This window comes from Shewanella canadensis (genome assembly GCF_003966225.1).
Classification (GTDB): Bacteria; Pseudomonadota; Gammaproteobacteria; order Enterobacterales; family Shewanellaceae; genus Shewanella; species Shewanella canadensis.
Window position 1 is genome coordinate 156,462 of the sequence record NZ_RXNU01000009.1, and the last position, 18,081, is coordinate 174,542.

Below are 18,081 nucleotides of genomic sequence, written 5' to 3' on the forward strand. Positions count from 1 at the left end.
CCCGCTAAAACCCTTGGGGAAACTGTGTTTAAAAAGAGTATTTGATCAACAACGCCAAACTGTTTGCCTTAATTCAAACTATAATACGATTTACAGCCCGTTAAAGTACTATAATATAATGCGATTACTTTACGGGTTTACATAACCGAGATGGAGAGCTGAAGGTGAACAAAGTATTATTAATTATGTTATCTATATTTTCTTTAAATCTGTTTGCCTCAACTCAAGATGAAATTGACCACCTTATGAATTTTGTGGCTGCGACGGACTGCAAATATGAGAGAAATGGTACTATGCACAATGGGGCTGAAGCGGCTGAACATATAAATAAAAAGTATGAGTATTTTTTCGATGATATTAAGTCAGCTGAAGACTTTATAAAGTATTCAGCGACAAAAAGTAAGATGTCTGGTAAGTTTTATAAAATTCACTGTAGCAAAAAACCTTCAATAAAAAGTCGGGATTGGCTTTTAACAGAGTTGGAGGCTTATAGGGGAGCACAGAAGTAGTGCTTGGAAACTATTTTAATTTACAGGTTGTACAATGAGGGATGGTTTTTTGTATGACTTCCTTTAAGTCATTTTTACAGTTGGTAATCACTTTGAAAATTGACGCCATCGATGATGTCACTGTTGTGCAGCCCTGTTATTCACTATATTTAACTTAACGATTAGATAGTGTTTCATTTACTCTTGATGTCATTCTAATAATTTGTGGCCAATCATATGAAATAATATCTTGTCCGTGAGCTAAATTATTGCGCAGAGATTCGACTTCTTTAATTGCGGTTTTGGCTTCTCGCCTTGAACTAAAACCAAATAGTTCCATATAATCTGGGTCTTCAATAAGAATGAGGGCTTTATCTGATAACTGGACACAATCAAGCAAGTCACACTTCTGCCCTCTACGTTCTCGCTCTTCTTTAAGTTCTTTGGCTTTCGCTAGCCTAGCTGAGCTTGTAAACTTAAACCACTTATCATTAGGCCAAATAAGCTTAATCTGCTCGGCCATATATTGTTCGGTTAAGGTGATTAAACCAAAGAGCCACATACGGACGGCAGGTTTTTGAATATCATTTCTGGAAATAACACCTGCCACCTGTCCCATACTGCTAACAAAACAAAACTGATGATGCACAAGAGTGGCAATAACATTTAATAAAGGGGTATCTATATCAACTAATTGGGCATCCATAAAACGTCGTTTAAGACATGCTGGCTTTTTGTTTGTTTCATCCAACAAAACATAACCATAAACAAACCCTGACTTCCTTAAACCTATTACAGAAATATCGCTGTTGTTCAGGAGATGCAACAATTCATTTTCGGAAATATCCCAGTCATAAGAAGGGAGAGATTCAGCAACATCCCGTGCGCTAAACATTTCACCAAACAGCCGTTGTAATTTACGATTTGAAAATAGATCTCTCGTCGCATGGAGAGCAGGGGGCTCTACCCATGCAGCCCCGGAAGAAGGTGGTATGGACCATTTTTCAGCCCACTTACTGCAAAGGCGCTCTGCCCGTCGATAAAGACGTTCATCCCCGTCAACTAAATGAGGCAATAATTGCTGCATTTCAACAACAAACACTCGTCCAAATCGTTCATCATGTTTACAAATGTCGGCGCAATTATCTATTAAATCTGCAAGTTTTATAGTTTTGGCTGCAGGGGATGCTTGGCTAAGGTGTTCGCGGTCTATTGCTTTACGTAGGGCACGACTGCCATCACTTGGGCGACTCACATCAGTCAGATCAAAAACAAACTGTACAACCCGAGAACCAAAATTTAATTCAATATCTTCAAATGTTGCTGGGGTGTCTTCAACGGTATCATGCAACCAGGCTGCTGCAATGATCTCTGGGTCATCTGTTATTTCAGATACGGTTTGTGCCACCCTCTTCAAATGCATTTGATAAGGCTGTTTTGTATACTTCCTTAAGTGGTTTATTTGGGTGTGAGCTTGGGTTGCAAAGTGTTGCGCTGACTTGACTAGCAGTTTCATTATTCTACCTAATCAAATAAAATTCATTATAAGTAGATTTTAGGGGGTATTTCTCTTCTTTGCATTACCAATGTCGTCTTTATATTTCGGGAATGAATAGAAAACAGCTCGCGTGATTTCACCCGGAAAACATGCTTAAGAATAACAAAATCCAAAGGTTGCAAGGCGTATAGTTGCTCTTCTACTTGAAAATCAAGATGAAAAGCTTATGGAGCTTTGGTAAGAGTTCGAGGCAGAAACAAGTTCAGATACCTCATTCGCCATGCCTCTCGACAGAATGCTACCTTCATGACGGTTAATACCTTAAAGTTGTGACTCGACAGGTAACCATTGCAATAAACCGTTTTTGAAGCGATCCCACCAACTGCTGTAAGGATCATTGTCATAGGTCTTTATTTCGTCTCCAACCTTTTGAGTCCAGATAATCTCACCTTCTTTAAGTGATAGTGTAAAAGCACCATCTTTAACGATACTGTCAAAATCTTCAACAATAAAAGCACCTAATTTTTTGGACTCTGCAATTACACCAATTTCTGTGTTTTCACTGCGTGAACGAGGGTCGAGATTCATTGACCCAATAAAAGTAATTTTGCGGTCAATGACAAAATACTTTGCATGTAAGGTGAGTTTCGATGCGGTTGAAGAATCTGCTTCATCTGTATATTTTTTTAATATACCTATACGGGCACTGTCTACTTCATATAATTCCACACCAAGCGATAATAATTCTTGTCGATACTTTGAATATCCAGAGTGTACTATGGTGACATCATTAGATTTCATCGAGTTGGTTAAAACTCTAACTTTTACGCCTTTTTTTACCAGATCGCAAAATAGTGCAACACCTTCATCCCCAGGCACGAAGTAAGGTGAAACGATTACGATTTCATCTTTTGCATTTTCCACGTAAGGGCGTAATTTGGGAGTTAAGTGGTATTCAGTTTTGTCACGTGAAGAGACAATTTTTAATGGATCATCATATAAGACTTCTGCATTACCTATATATTCATTTACTTTATTTTTTTTTACTAAACTTAATAAGTCGTTTTTACGTAGTGCGCGTGCATATTGAGAGTTTTTCTGCTCCTCTATAAAGGACTCTAAAATTTGACTGACTTCATGCACGTCATTTTTTGATGGTTGGTAATCATTTAATAAATTGATGCCGTAGGTGATTTCACTGTTCCAATATAAGTCAAAAGAAGTTTGAACCTCTTGTACAACGCCGCCTGTAAAAGCAATGTCTAAATCTCCAAAAGCTACATCTGAGTGCGCGCCATAATATTGGTCACCTACATTACGCCCGCCCAAAATGGATATGCTGCTGTCTACCGTGAATGTTTTGTTGTGCATTCGACGTGTTACTGCACCAAAGCCTGTAATTAATTGCCGAGTGCGCTTTTTGTCACGTAGAAACGGATTGAAAATGCGCACTTCGAAATTTGGGTGAGAATTTACTTTAGCTATATCAATATCCTTGCCGGCTAAATCCATATCATCTACAAGTAAACGTATGCGCACCCCTCGCTCAGCAGCCTGCCATAAGGCTGCCGTTAATAGTCTTCCACTTAAGTCAGAATGATATTGATAATATTGCAGATCGACGCTCTTTTGCGCCGCATTAATCAGGGAAACTCGAGCTACAAAAGCATCAACACCATCTTCAAGCAGCATCATTAACGCATCATCATTGTTTAAGCCGAGCAGCCTACGTTCCTCATCAAGTTCCATTGTTAATTGACTTTCTTGAGATTTACTCATCGCGTAACTTTTACTGCTGGTATTGTCCGGCAGACTAGCACAGGAAAATAAAAAGATAATGGGTAACAGGAGGATGATATTTTTAAGCACAATCATTTCCTTACAAATTATTGTTAAATATTATTTAAGCTACAAATAGTGACAAAAGCAAGGTTCAAAGACAAAACTAATGAATGACTAAGAGATAAATAACTAAGCTCCCATAATAGTTTGTTTGAGATCCCTCCACTCTAATAGATCACTCTTATTACTTGGCTAGCTTTTTCATTGATGTCTACACTTGAAATGTTCGATTTTAGATGTTTCTGGAGGCACGGCGAAGGTCGAATGACCGCTTTGAGCGAGAGGCAGGGATGTCATGAAATCATTGACCCAGTTCTGTGGTTGTGAGCACTTGCTGACCCCCGTTCTTCTATCTCAAAAAGGTTGAATCTTTGTCAAAAGGGGAGTGCCAGGAGTTTTTAGATCTAAATTGTTGTGAAAAAATCATTCGCCTACCCCCTGTCTGCGCAAGGTAACATACGCCAAAAATATGGCCGTGCTAACATCATCAGCGGCTATTTCAAGCAAGCAACTTCTAGCAAACAACGCTGGAAAAAACAGGTCAAATAATCCCATATAGGAAGGAATAAAGTTAATGAAAAAAGCAGTACTTGCCGGTGTTATCAGCTGTCTATTTATCGGTTCGGCGACAGCAAAGTATCTTGAATCAGAGGTGGCGATTGGTATGGCCAGCTTAATGATGTGCAGCACTTTTTACAGCGAAACGAATATGCTAGTCGAAGGCTCTGTTGTTGGCCAAGCAGCAACGGAACATAGAGACGCTGGTATTGATAAAATGATGATGACGGCAGAAACCAGTGCCGAGTTAGACCGCTTCATTAAACAGTTCGACTCCTCAAATAAAGAGCAAAAAATCAAATTGTGCGCAGGGGCAATGAAATTTGCCGAAGAAAGTAATTTTGGTAAGTGATAACCGGGACTGGTTAAGTGTTTAACTTTTATAACTGGGACCCTATGCACGTAGAATAATTAGGTGCTAGGTGCTAGGTGCTAGGTGCCTAGGGTTCTGTCCACCTTTTGCATAGGAGATATGTTTATAAGTTGACAATAGAACTTAAAGAGGAAGCTGTTAATCACTGAAGCGGGTGTATTACCCGCTGCATAAGTAGACGGTCTTTGTAATATCTATTACAAGGTCTCATCGGCTTGAATTTGTCCTACCAATAATACCGGTGCAGCATCGAGTTCGTCTGCATCCATCATTGAAGCAATACGTTCTACGGCTGAGAGCAACTGGCTTTGCTCCCACTCTTCAAGATTTTGATAGCGCTTAATAAAATGCTCTTGAAGTGGTCTTGGTGAGTCGACTAATAACGTCTGGCCAGCTTCACTTAACGATAAATGCACTTTACGTTTATCAGTTTCACTGCGTGTTCTGATGACTAAATGACGGCTTTCGAGTCTATCTAGAATCGTCGTAACGGTTGCCGGGCTTAAGGTGATCTCTTTAGCAACCTGTTTTGCAAGCGGTGCGTCAAGCTCACCAATTTTGCGCATTACCATTAATTGCGGACCGGTTAATCCAGATTCTTTATTTAACTGCCGAGAGTGTATGCTGATAGCTCGGATCACACGGCGCAATGAAATTAATAGTTGGTCGTACTTTTCCATAATCCCCCCTGAATTTTTGCGTACAATAACAGAAATTATCATAAGACTCATGCGCAAAATTAAAAAAAACAGAATAATGCCAGACATTATTCTGATTTTTCAGTCTATGTACAAAATTTGCTTATAAACTAGAGGCTTGTGAAGCAGAAAGTACTGCTCTTACCTCTATCTTTAAATGCCGGGTTAAAGTCTAATTTATCCCGGCAGTTTAAAAACAACACCCCAACGGCTATAAGCTTTGTCAGTTTGCAAGTTCAATCTTAGTAAAGTCAATTTTGTTCGCTTTTGGTGAGCGCTCAATCTCAACGACCTTTTGAAAATGACTCAATAGGATATAACCAAAGCATCCTAAAATTAATCCTATGGCTAATGCTCCAACCCACTGAATTTGTAGGAAATCTAATTTGAACAGCAGTGTTAGTCCGCTCAGTAGAGCGATATTGCCGATGATATAACGCACTTTACCGAAACGCTGCACGGTCAGGTTTAAGTTGTCGGTATACAGGCGAACTAAAGAATCGAGTGAGTTGATGACAAATGTGACACCAACAATCACCATTGCCAGATTATAGAAACCAGCTGTCGGAATGGCGTTCGCGCTGTAGTAATAGAGTACGGTAAACCAGATTGCGATCGGTATGGAGGGGAATACCATCATCGCGATTAAGACCTGATAGGTTCTCATTCCGCCAACAAAACGAGCGGTAAATTGACCAATCATGATGCTCCAGGCAAACCACCAGAATAGGTAAAACTCATGGTAATCATTAATCGGTAATATAAAGTTATGCAGATTGGTGAAGTAGTCGCCTAATAAAGCGAACGTAGTGAAGAATTCACCAACACTCGAGTTATCAGATAAAAATGCACCTGCCCACATTATTGCGATTAAGCCTAAGAATAACCAGCTGCTTCCCAGGCTTAAAATTCTGACGTAACGAATATTTGTACTCGAATACACGGCTGCGGCAATAACCAGAAATACAATTAAGTAAAAACTGCCGACAATGGTTTCCCCGTCACCTAAGTCAGGTAAATACCAGGGCAGGTTAGTGAGTAACAAGTAGGCAGTAAAGGCACAGGTACCGATAATGACTAAGTTATTAATAAACTTGATTAAAGGGATTTCGAAAAACTTAACTCTTGGTTCAATAACACAAAAATAGAAACAGGTTAAAAAGTAGAATGCCCAGATGAAGAAAGCCCAAAAACCAAACTCAATGGCTAAGGGGTTACTAAAACCATATTCGGGGCTGGTGGCCAAATCAGCATAACCTGCAAATTCGGTTAGCGGGAACATGATTAATCCAACATCTAAACCAGAGGTAAAGAGAATGGCGATGAAGGTAAATTTACGTACAGGGGTGACACCAATGCACTTGATATTTCCCCAACGGTAAATAACAAACGCAATTGCGGCAAAGGTAAATAAAATGCCGATTGATAACCAAGTAGTCATTATTTGACCCCTGGATAGATATTGTTGGAAAGCATAGTTAACTTCTTGTTTTGTTGGTTTAAAATTGCTAAGTGCAATTTTAAAGGTGGTTTATTCCCTCAACCCTTAAGTATCGTGATAACGATACTTAAGCCCTGAAAGATTGAACCTGGCTAAGTAGGCCATTTCGCGCATTTCGCTTAGGCTGGCCGCGTACCCTGAACTTGTTGTAGGGGACTGTACTTCGTCTGACGTCCTTATCAGTAATGCCTGTTTTTATTCATCAATAAGCTGCTGATGTCGGACGCATTTCATCGGTGTTCTCGGCATAAATAGCTTCATTTTATTCTTGAATGCGTTATTAATTGAATAATCAATTAATAACGATTCTAATGATTAGTGCTCTAACTATCAAGTGTAGGCTCGAACGTGATCAGTGTTGAGGAATAATCAACTAAAGTGGAAATGGAGCAGATAAAGCGTAATATACTGCTCGAAACGCGCTGGTTTACAGGGTTTAAACGGGGTTTAGGTTGTTTTTGTAGGTATGAAAATATCTCGGTAATTACAGCTAAAATTATTTTAGCTGTAATTATTTGTTAAGTGGTAGATAAACATTCGATTTCGACAGTAGGCTTTATTCCAGGCAAACCACTCAGGCTGCGCTGATTAACATGAGGAAGGAAAGAGAGGAACACTCACCGTCTTTGCTGCCAGTAGCCGCAGCTACATTCATTGAGCCCCGGGTAATCAACTAGGCTCAATGAATGACTTCCAATAACCCGGCATATCACTCAAACATAAATTAGGCGTGATTTTGCCTGGGTTCATCAATCAGTGTTCATTTGTCAGCGTTCATTTGTGAGAGTTTGCAAGAAAATATTTATTTTGTACCAAGGAGTTGTAAGCTTGATTGGAAACACATTTAGCAGTCAAAAAGAGTTACCGCTAATGCCGGTGCCGGACTTAAAGATAACCTGCCGTAAACTCATAGAATGGGCCGAACCGTTATTAACGCAAGAAGAGTCAATTAGGACCAGAGAGGTGATTGAGCTGTTTCTGCAGTCGGGCGGAGAGGGCGAAAAACTGCAGAGTGAACTGATTGAATGGAGTCATCAACATGCTCAATCCAACTGGTCCGCGCCCGTCTGGCGTAATCTTTATCTGGAGTCACGAGATTCTCTGGTGATTAACAGCAATGTATTTTATTACCTGAAAAGTAAGCTTGATGAGAAGGCCAGCTCACAGGCAAATATTGCCGCCGCGCTTATTGTCAGCGTTTATAACTTTATCGCTTTGGTTGATAATGAAGAGCTTACGGTTGACATGCAGAAAGAGTTGCCGCTTTGCATGAATCAGTACAACAATCTTTTTTCCTCAATCAGAATTGCGCAGCCGGGAACAGATGAATTCAAGGTTTCATCATCCAGAAAGCATATTGTGGTAATGCATAATCAGCGGATGTATAAGATCGATACTCTGGATACAGCAGGGAGTATCAGAACTCCGGCGGCGATTGAATTCGATCTTGAATGCATTATCTCTATCCCGGGGAAAGGGCAAAACTTAGGTCTGCTAACCACAATGCAGCGAGATGTCTGGGCAGCAAGCCGGGCAGATCTGCTGCAGATCTCGACAAATAATAAAAAAGCGATGACTGCTGTCGAAGAAGCAGCTTTTGTCTTATGCCTGGATGAAAGCGACCCGGAAGAGATAACCCAAGTATCAAAACAGTTACTTCATGGAGGTGGCAGGGATCGCTTCTTCGATAAGTCGCTGCAGTTTATCATCTTCGAAAACGGTAAGACCGGAGTGAATTTCGAGCATACCGGGGTGGACGGCTCTGTGATGCTGCGCCTGATTGCACATATCTATGACACGATTGATAAGGTTTCTTTCGATGAAAGGATCGTTTCTGCACAGACAATGCAGGCCGTTTCCCCAAGCGTCGAAGAAATTGAGTTTGATTTAGATGATGCGCTGAAACAGACAATTCGTACCGCCGCAGATTCGTTTAGTCAACACACGGCAAATACCCAGACCCGGGTTTTAAATTTTACTCAGTTTGGTAAAAATCAGATAAAGCAGTTTGGTGTGAGTCCCGATGCGTTCGTTCAGCTGGCACTACAGCTGGCTGAATATAAGCTTTATGGAAAGTGCTACAGTGCCTATGAAGCCGTGATGACCAGAACATTTCTCGACGGACGCATCGATGTCTTGTATACCGTTTCGCCCGAGTCGACGGCATTTATTCACAATATACTCGACGCTGGCTGCAGTAGGCAGACTAAAATCGATTCACTCATTAAAGCAGCCAGAAAGCACATCGAAAGGGCAAACGAGTGCAGATTGGGTCAAGGGGTTTACTCCCATTTTTTGGCGTTAAAGTATCGCTATAAAGAGGCTGGCCGTAACATCGGAATTGATACGCTGCCAGAAATATTTACTGATAAAGGATACCAGACACTCAATCACAGCGTGGTTTGTACCAGCACCACGTCAGACTACGGTGTTGAGCTGGCGGGTTACGGGCCGATTGTTGATGACGGCTACGGGATCCGCTACTTTAAGCGCAATGACTCCATCTGTTTTAATATGACGAGTCGAAGCGCAATGCAGGACAAACTCGAGCAGATGCAACTCTATATCGAGCAGTCGTTGCTTGAAATGGCTGAATTGATGCGAAGCTGATAGCTGATAGCAGACGGAACATCAAGTATTAGACATTCCTGTTTCAGAGGTTCCAGTTTCGATTGGCGTGCGAGTGTAAATAGCCTAGGTATTATTAACTGGCACTTGGATTGGAGTTCGAATAGCGAACTCCTCCTCTCTCCTAAGTAAAGAACTAGCAGTTACATGAAGTCTTCGGCTCATAAACTATGAGCCTTATGTTTCAGTGCCACCAAAAGAGTAGTTAATATCTCCTATAATTAGATCCTACTAAATCATATAGGAGGTACAAGTCATGAGTTTAGCGAATATAGTACAAGGTGGTTGGGAAGCCGTTGGTGCCGGAGATTTCGATACCTTAGTGGCTGATTATCTGGAAGAGATGGCATTCATCATGCCGGGTCAAGCCGATGTCCTTGAGGGGCGGCAAGCATTTCGCTCTGCGTTGGATGGCCTTGGGGAGATCCTTCCGCCAGGTTTCGAAATCACTGGGCTTCGTCAGATTGAAGGAGAAGGTGAAGTCGTCTCTATTGTTGAGTGGAAATCCGATAAGGTTGCAGGCTCTCAACTGTCAGTCTTGTTCAAGTTCGAAGGTGACAAAATCTACGAGGAACGGTGGTTCGTCGATACTGAGCAATGGAAAAGTGCATTTTGAGTGGGTCATGAAACAAAGCAATTAAATAGCGGACACCTAAAGCTTGCTCGGTTCCGCTTGGTTTCACCATTTTTGTAAACATTACTTAGCCGTTTATTGGGGCGCTATATACTCATTGGAGGAGTTTGGGTAAAAGTTGAAGTTATCAATGAAGAAGATATGACTGTCTTCGATGCGCTTGTTTCCGGTGTTAGGGAGCACAATTTTGAACATATGGGGCGCGAAGAAACTAAGCCTCTATCCGTGGTTGCTCAGCCTGCACTAAAAAGAAGATTATAACTCTGTACGCCTATCAAGAACAGACAGAGTAGGGTACCGATGAGGGGCCAGCCACCTTTCTTGTGAGCCTTATCTTCAGGCTCTTTTCGCTGAATTCGCCATAGAGAAAGGTTAATCAGGGCGAAAATGATCAAAATGATAAAGCTGGTGGTTTTGGCCAGCGTGACCAGAGGCAGCCAAAGGGCAAAAATCAACACCACTGCGGTGATGATTATCGTTGCAATGATTGGCGTCTGTGTCCTCTTACCGACCGCTGCGAGAAAAGCGGGAGCTCGCCCCTGAAATGCCATGCCGTACAGCACTCTGGAGGCCATTATGAGTTGAGCCAATAGTCCGTTGAGGATGGCGAACAGGCTAATTAAGCTTATCAAGGTACCAGCCATAGGGTGGTGGGGTTCGAGTATATCTTTGAGCGGCGCAGCTGAGGCGGCAAGTTCACTCTGGGGGAGTGAGAAAACTGCGACAAATGCCACCATGAGATAAAGCAAGCTTGCGATGATGAGGGCCAATATTATTCCTCTGGGCATGGTTTGTCTGGGATCCTTAACCTCTTCAGCAATATTCACCATATCTTCGAAGCCGATAAAGGCATAAAAAGCCAAAAATGCGCCGCTTAATACGCCTCCCCAGATGAGAGTATTGTCGGGAATAAAGGCCTGTTGCCAGGGGATTGAGTCTGGTAAAGCACCTCCGGCTACGACAATGACTAACAATAAGCCAAACACTTCGATTACGGTGAATACGGCTGCCAGCCACAGGGATTCAGCGATTCCCCATGCCGCGATAAGACCCAATAATATGAGCATGAGGGTTATAGTCACGTAGTCGGGTAGGTCGATAAAATGGGTCAAGTAACCCACGAAACCATTGATCAAGGTGGCGGAAGAGATGATTCCTGTAAAAATGACCAGATAGCCGACGATAATGCCATATCTTTTGCTGTTAAACCCATGTTCCACATAACAGGCCTCGCCGGCGCTTAAGGGGTAGCGAGCAACCAATTGACAGTAACTCAGGGCGGTAAAATAAGCGATGATTGCTGCGACCATAAAAGCAAGAGGGGTGAGCATGCCTGCGCTGGCAGCCACTTTTCCCACCAGAACGTAGATGCCTGCACCAAGCATGGTCCCCAGACCATAAAATGTCAGTAAAGGTAGGCCGATACGTCTGGCCAGGGGGAACTCTTTAGGGCCGGTCTCGGTATGTTTCATCAGAACGGGTATCTGTCTTTAAATGTTCTCCTTTTAGTGTAGTACATGGGCTCTGTCTGCAATTAAACGTAAATGTAGATATAGCCACGTGGGTTTATGGGGGAGTAGGGATATGTGCCATAGGTAAAACTCATGTTAATACCTTAATTTTGGCTGTTTCTTTCTTATAAAGACCAAAATTCAGGTGACTAAACTGCTACATGAAAAATTCAAAAATCATTAATTAGATTTTTATTATCTCAATTAAATTCAATGAGCTAGCTCTGTTTATTGAATCTTGCCTTAAGCTTGCTTACATCAATAAATATGTTTATTCTGCTATACATTATTGTCGATATGGATATCTATGAATAAATTTGTTTTTCAGCCAGTTTCTCAAGTTTCTGATGCTGTTAATGACCAGCCTGTAAAACGGTTTTGGCATATTCTCGTCGTCGATGATGATCAAGCTGTCCATGATGTGACTCACCTGATATTGGCTGATCTAGAGGTATTAGGCCGGAAAATTCAACTTCACAGTGCCTATTCCGCGGCACAAGCTAAGTCTTTACTCGAGTCTGAGATCCCATTCGCGATGACCTTTGTCGATGTCGTGATGGAAAGTGATGACGCTGGTTTACAATTAGTAACCTGGATAAGAGAGGTGTTAAAAAACATCAGTATCCGGATTATTTTACGCACCGGCCAAGCGGGATTAGCGCCCGAAGAGCAGGTGATCAGCCAGTACGATATCAATGACTACAAAGCCAAGACAGAATTTACGGCAACTAAGATGATCACTTCGGTCTATGCGGGTATTCGCGGCTATCGTGATATTAAGACTATCTTAAAAAGCCAAAATGCCTTTCAGCGTTTGATCACATCATCTACTAATGTCCTAAAAGTCACCCATTTAGCAGATTTTGCCACTGCGGCTCTTAATAATTTATTAACCTTAATGAAATTAGAGAGTTCAGCAGTTTACATCGTCAGGCAGGAAACCGATTTTTATGACGATTGCCAAGAGACATATTTGGCGTGCACCGGCCGATTTGGTGAAACGCCCCAAAGCTTAGATAGCATCCCCGCTAATGTAAACGATAAGATCCAGCAAGCATTTGCAAATAAAGAGAACAAGTTTAATCAGGAACATTTTATTGGTTTCTATCAGGCGTCAGCAGAGGCATCGAGCGTGCTTTATATCGAGTTTGATTATGCTCCGACACACTTTAAAAGGAGCTTGATGGAGATGTATGCCACCAATATTGCGCTGACTCTGGAAAGCTTGGTCCAGCAGCAACAAACTCATAAGAGCCAGCGCGAACTGCTCTATATCGTTGGTGATGCTATTGAAGCCCGTAGTAAAGAAACGGGTTTACACGTCAAACGTGTATCTTTGATGTGTGAACTGCTTGCCATTTCTCTGGGTTTATCTCATTCATTTGTTCAAGCGCTTAAAGTGGCTGCACCACTGCACGATATTGGCAAAGTTGCCATTCCCGATAATATTTTACATAAGCAGGGAACCTTGAATCCAGGTGAGTGGGAGTTGATGAAGAGCCATGCTGCCGTTGGCGGTACGCTGTTGGAGAAGTCAAATCTACCGGTTGCCAGATTGGGTTCTCGATTGGCCCGCTACCACCATGAAAATTGGGATGGTAGTGGTTATCCTGAAGGCTTGAGCAACACTAATATTCCGATTGAAGCACGTATTATGGCGATTATCGATGTGATAGATGCATTGGGTTCTAACCGGAGTTATAAGGATGCCTGGTCGAATGAGCAGATTCTGGTTTATATCGAGGAGCAGAGAGGCAAAAAATTTGACCCCTTCTTGGTCGATAAGACCATAGAGAATTTCGATGTTTTGATGCAGATAAGACAAGATTATCCGGATTAGGAAATACTGATGGAAAAGCATGTTAAGCACATCATTGAAGGCGTATCTAACGCTTATGGCCTGGATTTTTTTGAAAGGTTAACAATAAAACTCGATCAGGTTATCGGTGCAGATTTTACTTTTATTGCGCAAATTGATGAGAATAAACACCAATCAAAAACTATCACCTTGGTTGAAAACGGCAAGTTAGCTAATAATTTAATTTATTCGCTAACTGATACGCCATGTGCCGATGTTGCCAGTAATAGTGTCTGTTGTTTCCCCAGTAAAGTGTGCTCGCTTTATCCCGATGATCAGTTTTTAATCGACTTAGCGATAGAGGCCTATGTAGGGACGCCACTGCATGACTCCAAAGGGAAGGTCATGGGGATCATTGTCGCTTTATACAAGGCCCCCATTATCAAACAAGAGTCGGTAATCACCCTGTTTCAAATTTTCTCTGGCCGTGTTGCTGCGGAGATGGAACGACTCGAGTATGAAAGGTCACTGCAAAGGCTTAACGATAGTTTAGATCTTAAAGTTCAGCAGCGTACAGAAGACTTGTCGAAGGTCATAACTCAGCTGAAGCAGACTCAGGATCAGTTGGTCGAAGCCGATAAAATGGCGGCATTAGGTAAGTTGATTGCCGGTGTCGCACATGAAGTTAATACTCCGCTTGGATTAACGATCACCACTCATAGCATGATGGAGCTTGAGTTAAGCCGTCTCGATAAAAAAATTACTCAAGGTCAATTATCAGTCGATGATATGAATCAATATCTGAGTAAAACAGGTCAAGCGTTACAGTTACAAGGGGATACGTTAATAAGGGCTAAAAAATTAATTGAATCTTTTAAACGGATGGCTGCCGAACAGCACTATCTTGAAGTAGAAAAAATCAATATTAAAGACTATTACCAAAAGATGTTAACAACGCTGAAGCCATTATGCCGTCCCAAAGAGGTGAAAGTCGTCCTTTCGAGTGCAGAGGATATTTTCATCAGGACATTACCGGGTTTACATGCACAAATTATTACTAACCTTGTCAATAACAGCATACTTCATGGTTTTAACGGTCTGCAGGACAATATAATCACCATAGAGATAAAACAGATCTCAGCAGATGAGATAGAGGTCGATTTTATCGATAATGGTTTTGGACTTTCCGATAACAGCGTCGAACACCTTTTTGAACCATTTTATACGACGGCTCGAGATAAGGGAGGGACCGGATTGGGGCTGTCGATTGTATATAACCTTATTGTGCAACGCCTATACGGTGCGATAAAGGTTCAGCCGAGTCAAAGAGGGCTGCATCTGGTTTATCGATTCAAGGCGGATAACTCACAATTAGTGGAGGCATCAAATAGGCAAGCCTCCAACTTTGGTGAGCGAGAGGCTAATTCATCATCATAGCTTGGATCTCTTCGATGGTACGGGGGGCATTAGCCGATAGATTTTCATGCCCGGATCCGGTGACTAAAATATCATCTTCGATACGAATACCCATACCCCGGTATGCCGAAGGTACGTCGATGGCATCGAGCGGGATATAGATCCCGGGTTCAATGGTAAACACCATGCCGGGTTCGAGCATGCGCCAATTACCGTCACTGTCGTGATAAGGACCGACGTCATGGACGTCCATGCCGAGCCAATGGCCGGTCTTATGTACCGTGAAACGCTTATAACTCTGGCTCTCCATTATCTCTTCGATACTGCCACTTAAGAATCCCAGCTCTAACAGCCCTTTGGCCATCACCTCAACGCAGGTTTCATACAGTTCATTCCAGGGGGTACCGGGCTGAACTTTTGCGATGGCGGAGTCGAGTGCACTCAACACGAGTTGATAGATGGTCTTCTGAGCGTCGGTAAATTTACCGTTCACCGGGTAGCTGCGGGTAATATCGGAGGCGTAATGGTCTAACTCACCCCCGGCATCGATCAACAATATCTGTCCGTCTTCTGCTGTGCAGCAGTTTTCCTCATAGTGAAGACAGCAGGCATTATTACCCGAAGCGACGATGTTTGGATAAGCGACATCGGTGCAGCCGAACTGAGAGAGGGTAAAATCGAACGTAGCAGATAACTGTGCTTCATTTATACCGGGCTTACATGCGCGCATAACCGCCTTATGGCCGTCGACCGATGCAGCAACGGCGGCTTTTATCTGTGTAATTTCCTTCTCATTTTTAATAACGCGCATGGGGTGTAAGTACTTCGCCAGCGGAGTAAGGCTTCGGTACTGTTTGACCGTATCAAAAGGGGTCGTCACTCTTTGATGATTTAGCCAGTCCACTATCTGAGCAGAGAAACGGTTGAGCTCATCACTGATATAGATATGTTCATGGTCGACTATTTTTGATAAGACAATTTTATTCAGCTCGGCGATATCGAAAGCGTCATCGGCGCCGAAGTTTGCAATGGCACCTTCAATACCGGCACGTTTACCGAAGCTGACCTCTTGGGTCGGATCCTTAGGGCGGCAAAATAAGGTAAAGCTAAAACCCGATACTGCACTTTTATCGGCTACGAGTATGGCGACAGCGTCAGGCTCATCGAAGCCTGTCAGGTAAAGAAAGTCGTTGTCTTGCCTGAAGTGATACTTAGTATTTTTGCTTCTGACTTTTTGTTGGTAGCCGGAAAGAATGATTAAGCTATTCTCCGGTAGTTGTCTAAATAGAGCTTCTCTTCTTATCTGATAGATATTTGTCATAATTACAGGCTCTTCTATGATCACCGATATTAGCCATTCAAAGGTAAAGCTAATATGCACAGGCTTTGCAGCTCGGTCTTTAACGCACTGTACTTGTAACAAGTGAAATGCTACTGGAGTGGGTTAAGATAAAGCTGTCAGTGAGTGAATTTCGTTATTTTACCCATACTATATTTGTATATTGTATCCGTTTCAATTGAAGATAATGAAAATAGGTAACTTCGCGGTGCAATTTATTCAAATGGATGGGATAATAATTGTATATCTGGTTATGGAGTTAAACACGTGAGCCCTGCAGTTTTTTTAGATAGAGATGGTGTTATCAATGTCGATCATGGATATGTTCATCTGGTCGATGACTTTGAATATGTCGAAGGTGTATTTGATGCCTGTCGTTCCCTTAAAGAGATGGGATACCAATTAGCTGTAGTAACAAATCAGTCCGGAATTGCTCGTGGTCTCTATAGTGAAGAACAATTTCATAGCTTGACCGAGTGGATGGATTGGAACTTCGTAGATAAGGGTATTGAGCTCGATGGCATCTATTATTGTCCTCACCATGCCGAGAAAGGTTTGGGTGAATACAAGCAAGATTGTGAATGTCGCAAACCAAAACCCGGAATGATGTTGACCGCTGCTGAGTTTCTTAAAATTGATCTTAGCAAGTCTGTAATGGTCGGTGACAAGCGTGATGACATGTTGGCAGCCATGGCTGCTGGGATCCCGACGCGTATATTGGTACGCACTGGAAAATCGGTAACCGATGACGCCATTGCAGCGTCCACTGTCGTACTCGATTCAATTGCCGATGTTCCGACCTATTTAAAAAGCCTCTAGTTAGATTTATATTCAGAGGTAGCTTATAGATAGTTTCAGACTGCTCTTGAGATAGCGAATAGTTAAACAGATAGAGCTCCACTATATATAAGCTATGCAACTAACCTTTCTATATACCCGCTTGAGCCATAGGTGAGTTAACTCTTTAGAGCGTAACTTGCCTGCTCTGAGCTGCTATTAAGTTAATACCTATATTTTTCAACTTCGTTTCAGCCACTATCATCAGTAATTCATCAGGAATGCCGTTTTAATGCGCTTTAATGATCTGAAAACTGACCATTGTGCCTATTTACTATCCATTCGAAAGTAATGTTGAAATAAGCGCTTGCGCTCAGAACTAAACTCCCTATAATGCGCAACCACTGACACGGCACAGCAGGCCAATCGCTCTTAGCAAATGCTAGGTAACACGGGACTTGCAGCAGTGTTAGAGGGTTTAACTTCTTCGGGATTAGACTCAGGTGATAAGCGCTTTAAGGGCTTCGGGTTTTGATTGTTTTTCACATTAGTGATTAAGAAATCATCGCTTGAAAAACTTCTTAAAATTAGCGCTTGACGCCGACACTGGAGGATGTAAAATACGCCTCCTCAAGCCAACGACCAAGCGTCTAACGGCAGTGTCTGAAAAATTGATACTACGCTCTTTAACAATTTATCAAGTAATCTGTGTGGACACTCACAGGTGTTGAGTTATTCGAAACTACTTCTCACGAAGTAGTCAAAAATTTTACTCAATATTTTCTGTATCACGTAAGTGATGAGTGTTCATAGCAATATGTACAAACGTTTCTAAGATTCTTCCGAGTCTTTTAAACGAAATCAGAATTCATTGAGCTGGTTCTTAGGAACCAAAAAAACTTTAATTGAAGAGTTTGATCATGGCTCAGATTGAACGCTGGCGGCAGGCCTAACACATGCAAGTCGAGCGGAAACGGAGATAGCTTGCTATCAGACGTCGAGCGGCGGACGGGTGAGTAA

At 42.2% G+C, this 18,081-nt stretch carries 13 protein-coding genes and 1 rRNA gene; 8 read left to right on the forward strand and 6 right to left on the reverse strand.

The window, feature by feature from the left end:
* The first annotated feature begins 164 nt into the window (after positions 1-164).
* Entirely contained in the window at positions 165-509 is a 345-nt protein-coding gene (locus EKG38_RS16670; protein ID WP_246033196.1) for a DUF5329 family protein, read from the forward strand.
* 154 nt (positions 510-663) lie between these two features.
* Here the strand turns inward: EKG38_RS16670 and EKG38_RS16675 are convergent, their stop codons facing one another.
* Complete coding sequence (locus EKG38_RS16675; RefSeq protein WP_126521349.1) at positions 664-2,004, reverse strand: HD domain-containing protein; 1,341 nt, start codon at positions 2,002-2,004, stop codon at positions 664-666.
* Positions 2,005-2,307: 303 nt separating this feature from the next.
* A complete protein-coding gene (locus EKG38_RS16680) occupies positions 2,308-3,855 on the reverse strand; it encodes a phospholipase D family protein (RefSeq protein WP_185826887.1) in 1,548 nt (515 codons plus the stop codon).
* Between the two features lie 547 nt (positions 3,856-4,402).
* On the opposite strand from EKG38_RS16680, the gene EKG38_RS16685 reads away from it, so the two are divergent.
* Positions 4,403-4,738 carry a hypothetical protein gene (locus EKG38_RS16685; protein WP_126521351.1) on the forward strand — a complete coding sequence of 112 codons (336 nt, stop codon included), beginning with the start codon at positions 4,403-4,405 and terminating at the stop codon, positions 4,736-4,738.
* 218 nt (positions 4,739-4,956) lie between these two features.
* On the opposite strand, the gene EKG38_RS16690 is transcribed toward EKG38_RS16685, so the two are convergent.
* Both EKG38_RS16690 and EKG38_RS16695 read right to left on the reverse strand, forming a co-directional pair.
* A complete protein-coding gene (locus tag EKG38_RS16690; protein ID WP_012142119.1) occupies positions 4,957-5,439 on the reverse strand; it encodes a MarR family winged helix-turn-helix transcriptional regulator in 483 nt (160 codons plus the stop codon).
* A 241-nt stretch (positions 5,440-5,680) separates the two neighbouring features.
* Positions 5,681-6,898, reverse strand: coding sequence for a BCCT family transporter (locus EKG38_RS16695; protein ID WP_126521352.1), 1,218 nt, complete (start codon positions 6,896-6,898; stop codon positions 5,681-5,683).
* An 888-nt stretch (positions 6,899-7,786) separates the two neighbouring features.
* Here EKG38_RS16695 and EKG38_RS16700 point away from each other — a divergent pair.
* The gene (locus tag EKG38_RS16700) at positions 7,787-9,568 is read left to right on the forward strand and encodes a choline/carnitine O-acyltransferase (protein WP_246033197.1); all 1,782 of its coding nucleotides are present in this window, start codon (positions 7,787-7,789) and stop codon (positions 9,566-9,568) included.
* 274 nt (positions 9,569-9,842) lie between these two features.
* Complete coding sequence (locus EKG38_RS16705) at positions 9,843-10,202, forward strand: nuclear transport factor 2 family protein (RefSeq protein WP_126521353.1); 360 nt, start codon at positions 9,843-9,845, stop codon at positions 10,200-10,202.
* Positions 10,203-10,453: 251 nt separating this feature from the next.
* Here the strand turns inward: EKG38_RS16705 and EKG38_RS16710 are convergent, their stop codons facing one another.
* The gene (locus EKG38_RS16710) at positions 10,454-11,692 is read right to left on the reverse strand and encodes an APC family permease (RefSeq protein ID WP_126521354.1); all 1,239 of its coding nucleotides are present in this window, start codon (positions 11,690-11,692) and stop codon (positions 10,454-10,456) included.
* A gap of 346 nt (positions 11,693-12,038) precedes the next feature.
* Here EKG38_RS16710 and EKG38_RS16715 point away from each other — a divergent pair, with 346 nt between their 5' ends.
* Both EKG38_RS16715 and EKG38_RS16720 read left to right on the forward strand, forming a co-directional pair.
* Positions 12,039-13,571, forward strand: a complete 1,533-nt coding sequence (locus EKG38_RS16715) for an HD domain-containing phosphohydrolase (protein ID WP_126521355.1) — start codon at positions 12,039-12,041, stop codon at positions 13,569-13,571.
* Positions 13,572-13,580: 9 nt separating this feature from the next.
* The gene (locus EKG38_RS16720; protein WP_126521356.1) at positions 13,581-14,966 is read left to right on the forward strand and encodes a sensor histidine kinase; all 1,386 of its coding nucleotides are present in this window, start codon (positions 13,581-13,583) and stop codon (positions 14,964-14,966) included.
* On the opposite strand, the gene EKG38_RS16725 is transcribed toward EKG38_RS16720, so the two are convergent.
* Positions 14,950-16,266, reverse strand: a complete 1,317-nt coding sequence (locus EKG38_RS16725; RefSeq protein ID WP_126521357.1) for an aminopeptidase P N-terminal domain-containing protein — start codon at positions 16,264-16,266, stop codon at positions 14,950-14,952. The genes EKG38_RS16720 and EKG38_RS16725 overlap by 17 nt on opposite strands.
* A 285-nt stretch (positions 16,267-16,551) precedes the next feature.
* Here EKG38_RS16725 and gmhB point away from each other — a divergent pair, with 285 nt between their 5' ends.
* Positions 16,552-17,103 (forward strand): D-glycero-beta-D-manno-heptose 1,7-bisphosphate 7-phosphatase, encoded by a 552-nt coding sequence (gene gmhB / locus EKG38_RS16730; protein ID WP_185826888.1) that lies wholly within the window; start codon positions 16,552-16,554, stop codon positions 17,101-17,103.
* Positions 17,104-17,963: 860 nt separating this feature from the next.
* Positions 17,964-18,081 (forward strand): 16S ribosomal RNA (locus tag EKG38_RS16735); the annotation flags it as partial.

Excerpts from the sequence above, each read along its gene's own strand:
- EKG38_RS16695 (WP_126521352.1), bottom strand. The coding sequence starts at position 6,898 with ATGACTACTTGGTTATCAATCGGCATTTTATTTACCTTTGCCGCAATT.
- EKG38_RS16685 (WP_126521351.1), top strand. The coding sequence starts at position 4,403 with ATGAAAAAAGCAGTACTTGCCGGTGTTATCAGCTGTCTATTTATCGGT.
- EKG38_RS16720 (WP_126521356.1), top strand. The coding sequence starts at position 13,581 with ATGGAAAAGCATGTTAAGCACATCATTGAAGGCGTATCTAACGCTTAT.
- EKG38_RS16675 (WP_126521349.1), bottom strand. The coding sequence starts at position 2,004 with ATGAAACTGCTAGTCAAGTCAGCGCAACACTTTGCAACCCAAGCTCAC.
- EKG38_RS16710 (WP_126521354.1), bottom strand. The coding sequence starts at position 11,692 with ATGAAACATACCGAGACCGGCCCTAAAGAGTTCCCCCTGGCCAGACGT.
- EKG38_RS16690 (WP_012142119.1), bottom strand. The coding sequence starts at position 5,439 with ATGGAAAAGTACGACCAACTATTAATTTCATTGCGCCGTGTGATCCGA.
- EKG38_RS16725 (WP_126521357.1), bottom strand. The coding sequence starts at position 16,266 with ATGACAAATATCTATCAGATAAGAAGAGAAGCTCTATTTAGACAACTA.
- EKG38_RS16705 (WP_126521353.1), top strand. The coding sequence starts at position 9,843 with ATGAGTTTAGCGAATATAGTACAAGGTGGTTGGGAAGCCGTTGGTGCC.
- EKG38_RS16715 (WP_126521355.1), top strand. The coding sequence starts at position 12,039 with ATGAATAAATTTGTTTTTCAGCCAGTTTCTCAAGTTTCTGATGCTGTT.